Genomic DNA, 12,502 nt, shown 5'->3' on the forward strand with positions numbered 1-12,502 from the left:
AGACCATCCGCGCCCTCATCAGGCCGAAAACAGCAGGTTCTTCGAGGTGTCCAGTTGACCAGCGATGACCGATCTCCGCGCACCAACACCACGCTGGCGGGTCCGCTGGATCTGGGTGTTGAGAACAGGCGATCAAGCAGATCTCATTGATGGAGGTTCTCACGCGCCTCCCGAAATGGTAATATAATCAATGATTAGAGGGTAATCACCCAGTTCTCATCTTCATCCTTCCCGGTGCGCCATTTCCATTTTTGGGTTATTCAATTCGAATAACATCTTGAATGAAATGGATAATTCGGTGTTTCGAACTTCACCATCTGGGGCATAGGCCAAATGCTTCGGAAAGGGGGGGGGCTGAGGGCCATCTTCTTCTCCGCAAGCGACCCATTCTTCCAGAGATTCCGAGGACTTGCGAGAGACGCCAAGGCGTTTCAAAGGCTTTTGTCAAAGTCCCGCTTCGGCTGCGCTGCGCGAGCCATTTTGTCCCTCAAAAACAGCTTCGTGCTTTCCAAATCCGCGATACGAACCTCGTATGCGCTGATCACTGCCGGGCTTCCAGCCTCGACGATCCGGTCAGGCAACTGCTTCACCTTGCGCTCGATTTCGGCGAGTTCCTTCTCAATCGCCTTGCGCGATCGATCGGCATTCATCGCCTGCTTTTTCCGGTGATTCCGGAACGCAGCAGCAGCCAGATCGACCAGCTCTTTCGCCGGAGTGACAGAACGAAGAAGCGTCTCGAAGCGGCAGATATGACGATGAAGCGGAAAGTCCGCGCTCACATCGGCGCGGACGGCACCGCGTGCTTAGCCCTTCAAGCGATCCTGAATCTCATTGAAGGTCTCGATGGAGATCAGCGGCTCGTGCTTGCCGAGCGTCCTATGGATTGCGCCCCGATCGTCTGGATCAGAAATAGCCCGGGTGTTTTCCCAGCGCAGTCCATGCGCTTGGCCCATTCGTCATCCGATCCGGTATGACAGGAGACCATCATCCAATGGATCAGCATGAACCTGTCACACCCTAGTGCCGCTTAATCGTTTACCCGTATGGTGTAATCGTGTAAGGAACGTGCTTCACGCTACCGCCTTGAGGAGTTGAAAGTTGAGTTCGAGCGACGACAATGCCGCATGCTGGCCGAGGCCGCTTCAGATCGGCGACCCCGCGCCCAACTTTCATGCGCGCACCACAATGGGCGAAATGAGCCTGTCCGACTATCGCGGGCGCTGGGTTCTGCTTTTCTCGCATCCGGCGGATTTCACGCCGGTGTGCACCAGCGAATTCGTCGCGCTTTCGCGCGCGAGCGATCGTTTCGAGGCGATGAATTGCGCCCTCGTCGCAATCTCCGTCGACAGCCTCTATTCGCATCTGGGATGGATACGCGCGATCCGCGAGCATTTCGGCGTGACTGTCAGCTTCCCGATCGTGGAGGATCCCTCGCTGGTGATCGGCCGGGCCTATGGCATGATCGCCGAGGATGCCCCCGATGCAGCCACCTTGCGCTCGACCTTCTTCATCGATCCGGACGGTATCATCCGCGCGATGCTCTGCTATCCCGTCACCGTCGGGCGGTCGGTCGAGGAGCTGCTGCGCGTTCTCGCCGCACTCCAAAGGGTGGACAGCGACAATGTCGTGACGCCCGAAGGCTGGCGCCCTGGCGACGACGTGCTGCTCCCGCCCTTTCACGATCAGGCTTCCGCGCTCGATGCGGTGGGCGATGATTGCTGGTTCCATCGCCCGCGCCCCGACAAGGCTAAGGGGGTGGGCAAGTGACGACTTTCACCGATGCCGAACTGGATGCGATCACCGATGTGCTCAAGGCGCTTGCCCATGATGTCCGGATGACGATCATGAGGACGCTGCTCGAGCATGGGGAGAAGTCGGTCGGCGAACTGGAAACCATGACTGGCATCGGCCAGCCTGGACTATCGCAGCAGCTTGCCGTCCTGCGTAAGGCGGAGCTGGTGCAGACGCGCCGCAAGGCGAAGCTCGTCTTCTACAGTCTTTCTCCGGCAGCCATGCAGGGCGCGGCGAAGCTGCTCTGCGCCCTGTCGGGGATTTCGCCCAAGAATCCGCCGCCCACCACGAAAGCTGCGCAATCGCGCGCGCGGGGTTCGGCGGCCACCTTCGCAAAGATATTGTGAGCCGCGCCTAGAGGATTGCCAGGCCGTACCGGATCAACCCCGCTTTCGCCGGAACGCGCAAACCGATCTTCGGCATAGTTCAGGCGCTGATCAGCATCGGGCAAATGCCTGCGCGGCGATACCGCCCTTGCCGGCGACCGGCTTCGCGACGCGGCGCGCCAAGCCTGCAACGGCGCGTTGAACATCATCGCCAGTTCTTCCATCCGGTGCGCCGCTGATGAGCCCAGAGCCCGACCTTGGCGCCCCACCTTCACGCAAACCGTCATCCTGCCGATGCGAAAAGATGCAGCTCAGGCCAGTGATGCCCCTGGCGTCGCCAAAGCCGCAAGCGGTGGACGCCAATGACAATCCGAGCCGGTCCGCCGATCACGAAATCTCGATAAATCACTGGTTTCAAGGAAGAAAATGGAGCGGGCGAAGGGATTCGAACCCTCGACCCCAACCTTGGCAAGGTTGTGCTCTACCCCTGAGCTACGCCCGCTCACTGGCGCTGGCAGATGCCGCTGAATCGCGCGGTTCCTGCCGGAGAGGCGGCGCGATTAGCAGCGCCCCATCAGCTGTGCAAGCGCAATTTTGGGGCTGATGGGGCTTGATTGGAGCGCCCCTTGCCGTCAGCAGGATGGGGCGCTTCACATCCGCGCAAGATGCCCCACATTGGGGCTACAGACAAAGACTCGCAGCACAGACAGGAGCATACCTTGGCCAGCATCGGATTGAGCATCGACGAACAGAAGGCGGTCGAGCGCTTCCGCAAGGCGGTGGTCGAGCCGTCGCAGACGCAGCTCGTCATCCTCGATTTCTGGGCCGAATGGTGCGGGCCGTGCAAAGCGCTCGCCCCGGTGCTGGAAAAGGTCGCGGCCGAATATGCCGACAAGGGCGTGGTGCTGGCCAAGATCAATGTCGACGAGGAACGGTTCATCGCCGCGCAGTTCCAGGTGCGTTCGATACCGACGGTCTATGCCATGTTCCAGGGGCAGCCGGTGGCCGATCTTACCAACGCCCGCAGCGAATCCCAGCTCAAGGCCGTGCTCGACCAGCTGCTGGCGCAATTGCCGGTCGCGGGCAGCACGGGCGGCGCGCCAAATGCGCCGCAGGGGCCGACACCCGAAGAATTGGCCCAATACCTCAAGATGGGCGAGGAAGCGCTCGCCGGCGGCGATGCCCAGCGCGCCGCGAGCATCTTTGCCCAGATCACCGAATTTGCCGAGAGCAATGCCGGTGCCCATGCCGGCCTCGTGCGCGCGCTGGTGCAGCTGGGCGAGCTTGATCAGGCGCGGCAGGTCATGGCGAGGATCGACTCCGAACCGCGGCTTGCCGCCGATCCTGCGATCGCACCGGCGCGCGCTGCGCTGGAGCTGGCCAGCACCCGCGTGGATGACGGCCAGCTCGCCGCTCTGCGCGCCGCTGCCGCCGCCGATCCGGCGGATATGGACGCGCAGTTCGCCTATGCCGAGGCTGCCTTTGCCGCAGGCGAGCGCGATGCCGCCGCCGACACCCTGCTCGCCATGATTGCCGCCGACCGCGAGTGGAACGAGGGCGCGGCACGGGCCAAGCTGCTCAAGATCTTCGAGGCCACGGGGCTGGAGGACGAATGGGTGGTCGGCGTCCGTCGCCGGTTGTCGCGCGTATTGTTCGGATGACGAAACGCCTGTCCATCTTTCCCCTGACCGGCGCGGTGCTGTTCCCCGGAATGCAGTTGCCGCTCCACATCTTCGAGCCGCGCTACCGGGCGCTGGTCAGCGACGCGCTGATCCGCGACCGGCAGATCGGGATGATCCAGCCGCAGCGCCCGGTTGAGGGCGCGCCGCTCTACCGGGTCGGCTGCGTCGGGCGGATCGGTGAGGTGCAGGCCTTGGATGATGGACGCTACAACCTCATCCTCGAAGGCGTGGCGCGCTTCCGCATGGTGCGCGAGCTGGCCGTCACCACCGCTTTCCGCCAGATCGAGGCCGACATCTATGCCGAGAACAGCGACGAGACGCTGTCCCACGCGCAGCGCGGCGGGTTCGAGCGCGAGGCGCGCGCCTTTGCTCACAACCAGGGCTATTCGGTCGACTGGGAATCTGTCAGGCGGCTGGATGATCGCACGCTGATCAACGGCGTCTCGCAGATCGCGCCCTTTGATCCGGCCAGCAAACAGGCGCTGCTCGAAGCCGAGACGCTGGCCGAGCGCTGCGAATTGCTGGTGCAGCTGATGCAGTTCTACGGCCGCCGCAACGGCGACGCGGACATCGTCACCCTGCAATAGCGGGCCGATCGGTCACGGCCCCGGCGCGGCAATCCCTGCCGTGTCGGCCGGCGTTTCGACCGGCGTGTCGCGTTCGACCCGTTCGGAATAGCGATCGACCAGCCGATCGGCATGGGGCCGCAGCAGCACGGTGAAACGCACCAGTTCCTCCATCACGTCGACGATCCGGTCGTAATAGGCCGAGGGTTTCATCCGCCCGGCCTCGTCGAATTCCTGATAGGCCTTGGCCACCGAGGACTGGTTGGGGATCGTGAACATCCGCATCCAGCGGCCCAGGATGCGCAACGTGTTGACGCTGTTGAAGCTCTGCGATCCGCCGCTCACCTGCATCACCGCCAGCGTGCGGCCCTGCGTCGGGCGCAGGCCCTTGTAGGCCAACGGCAGGTGATCGATCTGCGCCTTCATGATGCCGGTGATGGTGCCGTGGCGTTCGGGGCTGCACCAAACCTGCGCTTCGGACCACAGCGCATGTTCGCGCAGCTCGTGCACCGCCGGGTGATCATCGCCCGCGTGCCTGTCGGGCAGCGGCAGGTCGGAAGGGTCGAAGATCCGCGTCTCGCAGCCGAAGAATTGCAGCAGCCGCGCCGCTTCCTCGACCGCGAGGCGCGAGTAGGAGCGCTCCCGCAGCGAGCCGTAGAGCAGCAGCACCCGCACCGGCGGGTCCATCGGTCCGAGGCCCATCGCCGGGCGGGCATGGACATATGCGGGCTTGAGCGCGGGCAGGTACGCCGGATCGGCCAGAGTGCGCAGCCGCTGGTGTTCGCGCATCACGCCGCCCCTTCCATCGCGCCGATCTCGCCCAGGACGGCCTGCAAGGCCGCCTTGTCCAGCTTGCGTGGATCGCGCGCGAGGAAGGCCCGCACCCGCATTTCGAGCAGGCGCCAGGTCTCCGCGAAGGCGGCATCGATCTCGGCCTCGCTGCCGGTGACCTCGGCAGGATCGGGCAGGCCCCAATGGGCCTTGAGTGGGCTGCCGTGGAACACCGGGCAGGCCTCGCCCGCGGCATTGCCGCACACGGTGATGGCCAGATCGATCGCCGGTGCGCCGGGGGCGCTGAACTCGTCCCAGCTTTTGGAGCGGAAGGCGCGAGGGTCGATCCCGCGCCGCTCCAGCAGGCGCAAGGCGGCGGGATGGGGCGCGCCCTTGGGCCTGCTGCCGGCGCTGAAGGCGCGCACCCGGCCCTCGCCCAGCTGGTTGATGATCGCCTCGCCAAGGATCGAGCGGGCGGAATTGCCGGTGCACAGAACCAGCACGGTAAAGGGGGTATCGGACATCGTCAGCCTCGGAACCGGATTTCACAGGCAAGCCCCGACACGCGATCGGAACATGTGTCGGCACGGCCCCGAGGTCGGCCTCCCGGACCCCGGAAACCGCGTATCGGGCGCCCGGACCGGCGTGTCGGGACCATTGATCGGCACGATCATTCGACCAGAATCGAAATATCGTGTGGAGTCGCCCGGTCAACCGGTATTTCGAGAAAGATCGAATTGTCGGCGCGGGCCGGACGCGGCGCCCTTGGCCTGAATCGGCGGCAGGCACGCAATTTTCATGCAAGCCCGCGTGCGAAAGATTCACGGATTGATTCACATGATTCAATCACCAAATTTTTCTTCACAGATTCAATTTGGGGCTTGCGCGTTCCGCGACTCAAGCTTGCTCCACGCGTCGCGGGCCGGGGCCACCCGATCAGCGGGCCGAGCATGGTGATGGAAGCGTTAATCGGTCGTTGACGGCGATTCGCAGCTGATTCAGTATCTAGTGGTTCGATTCAAGGCGAACCCCCAACCATTAGTGACTCCGCGATCAGCCTCACAAGGGCGACAGGGGGCGGAGTCGCTTCGGACAAGGGGCTTTCGCGGCGGATCGGGAGGCGAAGGCAGGCCGCCTTGTGGCGCCCCTTGGGGGCCATCCTGTTGGCGGTGCTGCGGATCCTCGGGTATGGAACAGAATCGGAACGCGGGCCTTGTGCCAGGTTGTGATTCGGGGGACACAAGTGGGGCAAGCGATGGATTTGAAGGCGAGCGAGAGCGTGGCGGGCGAAGTGCTGAACGAAGTGGATGCGGGCGCTGCGACCCCGATCAAGGATGAAAGGGCGGTGGCCATGAAGATGAGCGATGCAGGTTCGGACGCGCTGATCGCCGCGAAGGCCGGCGAGGCGCTGGCCGGGGCGGTGGCCGAAGCGGCCAAGCAGGCCGCGATCCCGGACAGCAAAAAGGTCAACGCCCGTCGCTTCACGATCGTCACGGACAAGGCCCGTGACGCCAACCTCACCGAATTCGGCAAGGAAACCCTGACCGATCGCTATCTGCTTCCCGGAGAATCCTATCAGGATCTCTTCGCCCGGGTGGCCGATGCCTATGCCGACGATCAGGAGCATGCCCAGCGCCTGTATGATTACATTTCGAACCTGTGGTTCATGCCGGCCACCCCGGTGCTGTCGAATGGCGGCACCAACCGCGGCCTGCCGATTTCGTGCTACCTCAACTCGGTGTCCGACAGCCTCGAAGGCATTGTCAGCACCTGGAACGAGAACGTGTGGCTCGCCTCGAAGGGCGGCGGGATTGGCACCTATTGGGGCAATGTCCGCGGGATCGGCGAACCGGTCGGCCTCAACGGCAAGACCAGCGGGATCATTCCCTTCGTGCGGGTGATGGATTCGCTGACACTGGCGATCTCGCAAGGCTCGCTGCGGCGCGGCTCGGCCGCATGCTATCTCGACATCTCGCACCCGGAAATCGAGGAGTTCCTTGAAATCCGCAAGCCGAGCGGCGATTTCAACCGCAAGGCCTTGAACCTGCACCACGGCGTGCTCGTCACCGACGAGTTCATGCACGCCGTGCGCGATGGCACCGAGTTCGCGCTCAGGAGCCCCAAGGACGGCTCGGTGCGGGGGCGGGTCGATGCGCGCTCGCTGTTCCAGAAGCTGGTCGAGACGCGGCTCGCCACCGGCGAACCCTATATCGTCTTCTCCGATACCGTGAACCGCATGATGCCCAAGCATCACCGCGATCTCGGTCTCAAGGTCTCGACTTCGAACCTGTGCTCGGAAATTACTCTGCCGACCGGCATCGACCATCTCGGCAATGATCGCACCGCGGTGTGCTGCCTCAGCTCGCTCAACCTTGAGAAGTGGGACGACTGGAACACCGATAAGCGGTTCATCGAGGATGTCATGCGCTTCCTCGACAACGTGCTGCAGGACTATATCGATCGCGCGCCCGACGAGATGGCCCGCGCCAAATATTCCGCCAGCCGCGAACGTTCTGTCGGGCTCGGGGTGATGGGTTTCCACTCCTATCTGCAGTCGAAGGGTGTGGCGATGGAAAGCGCCATGGCCAAGGCGATCAACCTCAAGATGTTCAAGCACATCCACGCCAAGGCGGCGGAAGCCTCGATGCTGCTGGCGCAGGAGCGCGGGCCGTGCCCGGATGCCGCCGACATGGGCGTGATGGAGCGCTTTTCCTGCAAGATGGCAATCGCGCCGACCGCGTCGATCTCGATCATCTGCGGCGGCACCAGCGCCTGCATCGAGCCGATCCCGGCCAATATCTACACCCACAAGACCTTGTCGGGCAGCTTCATCGTCAAGAACCCCTATCTGGAAAAGCTGCTCGAAAAGAAGGCGAAGAACTCCACCAACGTGTGGAACTCGATCCTCGAGCGCGGCGGCTCGGTGCAGCACCTCGATTTCCTGACGCCCGAGGAAAAGGCGGTCTACAAGACCAGCTTCGAGATCGACCAGCGCTGGCTGCTCGAATTCGCGGCCGATCGCACGCCCTATATTGATCAGGCCCAGTCGCTGAACCTGTTCATCCCGGCCGATGTCGACAAGTGGGATCTGATGATGCTGCATTACCAGGCGTGGGAGAAGGGCATCAAATCGCTCTACTACCTGCGCTCCAAGAGCGTGCAGCGCGCCGGTTTCGTCGGCGGGGTGGAGGCGGACAACACGCCGGAAGCCCCCAGGATCGAACTTTCCGCCGCGGGCGGGCAGACCGATTACGAGGAATGCCTGAGCTGCCAGTAGGCAGCCTGCGCGGGGGAGCGCGCGGGCCTGCGCGGCCGGACGCTCTCCCGTCAGGCGATCACCAGGGGGAGTCGAACATGAATTTGCCGTTCGGGATGGGGATCTTCGGTCTCGTGGTCTGCGCGATCTTCACGTTTACCGCGATCCGCGAGCTGCGCCGCAACCGCCCCGGCCATGCGCGCAACGCGGCGATGATCCACATTGCGATGGTCGCGATGTTCGTGCCCTTCTGCCTCTACGTCCTCATCACCCACGCCCCCTGACCTGCATCAATCCGGGCGCGCCGCGCCTGCGGATCTGCTATACCGGAACACCCAAGGAGAAACCCGCCCATGTCGTTGCTCGAAGCCCGCTCGACCTATAAGCCGTTCCAGTATCCTTGGGCCTATGACTTCTGGAAGCGCCAGCAGCAGATCCACTGGATGCCGGAAGAAGTGCCGCTGGGCGAGGACTGCCGCGATTGGGCGCAGAAGATCACCGATCACGAGCGCAACCTGCTGACGCAGATCTTCCGCTTCTTCACCCAGGCCGATGTCGAGGTGCAGAACTGCTACCACGAGAACTACGGCCGGGTGTTCAAGCCGACCGAGGTGAAGATGATGCTCGCCGCCTTTTCCAACATGGAGACGGTGCACATCGCCGCCTATTCGCACCTGCTCGACACCATCGGCATGCCCGAAACCGAATACAGCGCCTTCCTCGAATACGAGGAAATGAAGGACAAGCACGACTTCCTTGGCCAGTTCGGGGTCGATAGCGATGAAGACATCGCCCGCACCTTGGCGGCCTTCGGCGGCTTCACCGAGGGGCTCCAGCTGTTCGCCAGCTTCGCGATGCTGATGAACTTCCCACGCTACAACAAGATGAAGGGCATGGGCCAGATCGTCAGCTGGTCGGTGCGCGATGAAAGCCTTCACTGCGAAGGCATCATCAAGCTGTTCCACACCTTCTGCGAGGAACGCCAGTGCCTCACCAAGGCGGTGAAGGAAGACCTGATCGACATCTGCCAGAAGACCGTGCGGCTGGAGGACGCCTTCATCGATCTCGCCTTCGAGATGGGCCCGGTGGACGGGATGAGCGCGAAGGAGATCAAGAAATATATCCGCTACATCGCCGACTGGCGCCTGAAGCAGCTCGGCCTTCAGCCGATCTACCTGATCGAGGACCACCCGCTGCCCTGGCTCCAGCCGCTGCTCAACGGGGTCGAGCACGCCAACTTCTTCGAGACGCGGGCGACGGAATATTCCAAGGGCGCCACCCGCGGCGACTGGAACACGGTCTGGGCAAGCTTCGACAAGCGCCAGAAGGCGAAGGCTGCGAACGAGGGCGCAGTGGAAGCGGCAACCCCGGGGCTGTTTGGAGCTGAGGCTGCGGAGTAGGGGTGTGAGTAGTTCGATAGGAGGTTCGCTTTGCTGACTTGGACCGAAGCGGTAACTGATGCCGTTCGCCGTTTGGCAGCGGGCCGGCCTGAGCGAACCTTCACCCGCAAGGAGCTTCTCGAAAGTGAAGGCCTTCGAATGTGCGCCGAGACGGGCACAATCGGAAAAACGCCGATGCAGACCGTAAGCCGCGAATTGCAGCAGCTTCGGGACGCGGGCGTGATTGAATTCCTAGACAACCGCGGAACCTATCGATTAACCGAATGAAAAGGATCATTTTTCTTGCATTTTCGGTTGATGTGATCAACTTTGGGCGATGCTTCATCACCCATCCCATGCAATCCCAGCGGATGTCAGCCGCGACAGTGTCCTGATCTTCGAGTGCGAACGTTGGCTGGTCGGAACGCCCCTTACGGAACACGCGATGTTCTGGTGGGGCGCATTCACTGACTGGTGCACAGCGCGCGACCCGGCTTGCTTTGTAGAACATAGTCGGCAGGGCAGGCTAATCGTTTTCCTCTCGCGTCAGTCGTCGTTCAAATGGATGTTGCATCCCGCGACTGGCGAGTTTCGCGATTGTCGCAACAAGCGCGCCAGTTGGCGCGGCTTCTTAATGCGAGAACCTTCGGTGAGTTGGCAGATTCTGAAAGCGCTTGCGAATACGCCCCTTCGAAGCGCTTAACAGACTCCGCGCACACCACAAACTAGGCTGTGTTGACGAAAGGGTTTCCCATTTGCCCTGAGTTTTGATGTATCCATCCGGCGGGGGCCGCCTTGCGCGGGTAGGTAGCGAGCGCTCTTTAGCGTGCTCTTTTGAGCGCGCTTAGGAGTGGTCGATGGGTCAGGTGACGGTATTTTCGGGGCCGGAGCGGCGGCGCCGGTGGAGCGAGGAAGAACGGCTGCGGATCCTTTCCGAGGCGTTCGCGCCTGGCGCCTGCGTTGCCGAGGTGTGTCGGCGGCACGATATCTCCTCGGCGCTGATCTACACTTGGCGGCGCAAGTTGCTCGATGCAGGCGCGGCGCAGGAGGCCGAGGCGCCGGATGCGCTTCCCACGCCGGTATTCGCCGAAGCGGTGATCGACGGGGACGCGGTGCCGGTCAGCGCTGCCGAGCACCCGGCGATGATCATCGACCTGCCACGCGGCAAGCGGCTGAGCGTTTTCGCTGCGGCATCGCCGGCGCTGGTCGCTGCCGCGCTGAAGGCTCTGCGATGATCCCTTCCGGCGCGCGGGTGTGGATCGCGCTGGGCCACACGGATATGAGGAAGGGCATGCAGGGCCTGGCACTGCTGGTGCAGCAGGGCCTGAAGCGTAATCCGCATGGCGGGGATCTGTTCGTATTCCGCGGCCGCGCGGGCTCGCTGATCAAGATCATATGGCACGACGGGATCGGCATGTCGCTCTACGCCAAGCGGCTCGAGAAGGGCCGGTTCGTATGGCCGTCGGCCAAGGAGGGAACGGTGTCGCTGACCCCCTCGCAGCTGGCCTGCCTGCTGGAGGGGATCGACTGGAGGAACCCCCAGTATACGTGGCGGCCGCAGAGCGCAGGATAATCGTCGCAAGGCGGTGTTTTGCCCTTGCGGCAGAGGGTGGAACATGATTCCATCTCTCCTGTGGAAGCCGCCATCTCGCCCCTGCCAGACGACGTTGAAGCGCTCAAGGCGCTGGTGGCGACGATGGCCCGCAGAGCCGAGGAGGCCGAGCAGAACGCTGCCACTGCCACGGCCAAGCTCGCCAACGCCATGGCCCACCAGAGCGCCATCGAGGCGCTGATCGCTCACCTCAAGCTGCAGATCGCCAAGCTGAAGCGCGAGCAGTATGGCCCCAGCGCCGAGCGCAGCCGACGCCTGCTGGGTCAGATGGAGCTGCAGCTCGAAGAGCTCGAGGCTGACGCCACCGAGGACGATCTGATTGCCGAGGAAGCGGCAGCGAAGACCACCACGGTCACTGCCTTCGAGCGCAAGCGCCCGGCAAGGAAGCCGTTCCCCGAGCACCTCCCCCGCGAGCGCGTGGTGGTGCCTGCCCCCTGTTCCTGCCCGGCCTGCGGTGGGGACCGGCTGTCCAAGCTCGGCGAGGACGTCACCGAGACGCTCGAGGTCATCCCGCGCTCGTGGAAGGTGATCCAGACGGTCCGGGAGAAGTTTGCGTGCCGGGACTGCGAGAAGATCGCTCAGGCCCCCGCTCCTTTCCATGTGGTGCCCCGCGGATGGGCCGGGCCCAGCTTTCTCGCCATGCTGCTGTTCGAGAAGTATGGGCAGCATCAGCCCCTCAACCGTCAGGCCGAGCGGTTCGCTCGCGAAGGCGTGCCGCTCAGTCTCTCGACCCTGGCCGATCAGGTCGGCGCCGCTGCTCACGCGCTGATGCCGATCTACAAGCTGATCGAGGCGCACGTTCTGGCTGCAGACCGCATCCACGGCGACGATACCACCGTGCCGGTCATGGCCAAGGGCAAGACCGATGTGGCCCGATTATGGGTCTACGTCCGCGATGATCGGCCGTTCGCCGGGTCTGATCCACCGGCGGCGCTGTTCCACTACTCGCGCGATCGGCGCGGCGAGCACCCGCAAGCCCATCTCGCAGGCTGGTCCGGGATCCTACAGGCCGATGCCTATAGCGGCTACAACGACCTCTATCGCGAAGGACGCGACCCCGGCCCCGTGCTCGAGGCAGGCTGCTTCGCCCATGCGAGGCGCAAGTTCTTCGAGCTGGCC

14 protein-coding genes and 1 tRNA gene are annotated in these 12,502 nt (G+C 63.4%); 11 read left to right on the forward strand and 4 right to left on the reverse strand.

What is annotated here, in order from left to right; genetic code table 11:
* Window positions 1-431: 431 nt before the first annotated feature.
* Window positions 432-779 (reverse strand): hypothetical protein, encoded by a 348-nt coding sequence (locus tag BZF61_RS15325; protein WP_086620170.1) that lies wholly within the window; start codon window positions 777-779, stop codon window positions 432-434.
* 319 nt (window positions 780-1,098) lie between these two features.
* On the opposite strand from BZF61_RS15325, the gene BZF61_RS15330 reads away from it, so the two are divergent.
* Together BZF61_RS15330 and BZF61_RS15335 are read left to right on the forward strand one after the other, a co-directional pair.
* On the forward strand, window positions 1,099-1,767 hold the full coding sequence (locus tag BZF61_RS15330; RefSeq protein WP_086620171.1) for a peroxiredoxin: 669 nt from the start codon (window positions 1,099-1,101) through the stop codon (window positions 1,765-1,767).
* Complete coding sequence (locus tag BZF61_RS15335; RefSeq protein ID WP_086620172.1) at window positions 1,764-2,138, forward strand: ArsR/SmtB family transcription factor; 375 nt, start codon at window positions 1,764-1,766, stop codon at window positions 2,136-2,138. Before BZF61_RS15330 ends, BZF61_RS15335 begins: the two co-directional genes overlap by 4 nt.
* A gap of 406 nt (window positions 2,139-2,544) precedes the next feature.
* Here the strand turns inward: BZF61_RS15335 and BZF61_RS15340 are convergent.
* Window positions 2,545-2,619: transfer RNA gene (locus BZF61_RS15340), tRNA-Gly, on the reverse strand.
* A gap of 226 nt (window positions 2,620-2,845) precedes the next feature.
* Between BZF61_RS15340 and BZF61_RS15345 the strand changes: the two genes are divergently transcribed.
* Both BZF61_RS15345 and BZF61_RS15350 read left to right on the forward strand, forming a co-directional pair.
* Window positions 2,846-3,778: a tetratricopeptide repeat protein gene (locus tag BZF61_RS15345; RefSeq protein ID WP_086620178.1), complete on the forward strand. Its 933-nt coding sequence runs from the start codon at window positions 2,846-2,848 to the stop codon at window positions 3,776-3,778.
* Complete coding sequence (locus tag BZF61_RS15350; protein ID WP_086620173.1) at window positions 3,775-4,386, forward strand: LON peptidase substrate-binding domain-containing protein; 612 nt, start codon at window positions 3,775-3,777, stop codon at window positions 4,384-4,386. Before BZF61_RS15345 ends, BZF61_RS15350 begins: the two co-directional genes overlap by 4 nt.
* Window positions 4,387-4,398: 12 nt before the next feature.
* Here BZF61_RS15350 and arsH read toward each other — a convergent pair whose 3' ends face one another.
* Both arsH and BZF61_RS15360 read right to left on the reverse strand, forming a co-directional pair.
* On the reverse strand, window positions 4,399-5,154 hold the full coding sequence (gene arsH / locus BZF61_RS15355) for an arsenical resistance protein ArsH (RefSeq protein ID WP_086620174.1): 756 nt from the start codon (window positions 5,152-5,154) through the stop codon (window positions 4,399-4,401).
* Complete coding sequence (locus BZF61_RS15360; RefSeq protein WP_086620175.1) at window positions 5,154-5,660, reverse strand: arsenate reductase ArsC; 507 nt, start codon at window positions 5,658-5,660, stop codon at window positions 5,154-5,156. Before BZF61_RS15360 ends, arsH begins: the two co-directional genes overlap by 1 nt.
* Before the next feature lie 731 nt (window positions 5,661-6,391).
* Here BZF61_RS15360 and BZF61_RS15365 point away from each other — a divergent pair.
* The 7 genes from BZF61_RS15365 to tnpC all read left to right on the forward strand — a co-directional run.
* Window positions 6,392-8,413, forward strand: a complete 2,022-nt coding sequence (locus tag BZF61_RS15365) for a ribonucleoside-diphosphate reductase subunit alpha (RefSeq protein WP_086620176.1) — start codon at window positions 6,392-6,394, stop codon at window positions 8,411-8,413.
* Between the two features lie 77 nt (window positions 8,414-8,490).
* Window positions 8,491-8,676, forward strand: coding sequence for a hypothetical protein (locus BZF61_RS15695; protein WP_143737121.1), 186 nt, complete (start codon window positions 8,491-8,493; stop codon window positions 8,674-8,676).
* Window positions 8,677-8,745: 69 nt separating this feature from the next.
* The gene (locus tag BZF61_RS15370; RefSeq protein WP_086620177.1) at window positions 8,746-9,792 is read left to right on the forward strand and encodes a ribonucleotide-diphosphate reductase subunit beta; all 1,047 of its coding nucleotides are present in this window, start codon (window positions 8,746-8,748) and stop codon (window positions 9,790-9,792) included.
* Between the two features lie 30 nt (window positions 9,793-9,822).
* Window positions 9,823-10,059, forward strand: a complete 237-nt coding sequence (locus tag BZF61_RS15700; RefSeq protein WP_143737123.1) for a hypothetical protein — start codon at window positions 9,823-9,825, stop codon at window positions 10,057-10,059.
* A gap of 569 nt (window positions 10,060-10,628) precedes the next feature.
* A complete protein-coding gene (gene tnpA, locus BZF61_RS15375) occupies window positions 10,629-11,006 on the forward strand; it encodes an IS66-like element accessory protein TnpA (protein WP_086616937.1) in 378 nt (125 codons plus the stop codon).
* The gene (gene tnpB / locus BZF61_RS15380; RefSeq protein WP_086616938.1) at window positions 11,003-11,344 is read left to right on the forward strand and encodes an IS66 family insertion sequence element accessory protein TnpB; all 342 of its coding nucleotides are present in this window, start codon (window positions 11,003-11,005) and stop codon (window positions 11,342-11,344) included. The genes tnpA and tnpB overlap by 4 nt, the downstream gene beginning before the upstream one ends.
* A gap of 60 nt (window positions 11,345-11,404) precedes the next feature.
* Window positions 11,405-12,502 (forward strand): IS66 family transposase (gene tnpC / locus BZF61_RS15385; protein ID WP_086617424.1); only part of this gene is annotated, 1,098 nt, incomplete at its 3' end.

The organism is Erythrobacter tepidarius (assembly GCF_002155695.1).
Lineage (GTDB): Bacteria > Pseudomonadota > Alphaproteobacteria > Sphingomonadales > Sphingomonadaceae > Erythrobacter > Erythrobacter tepidarius.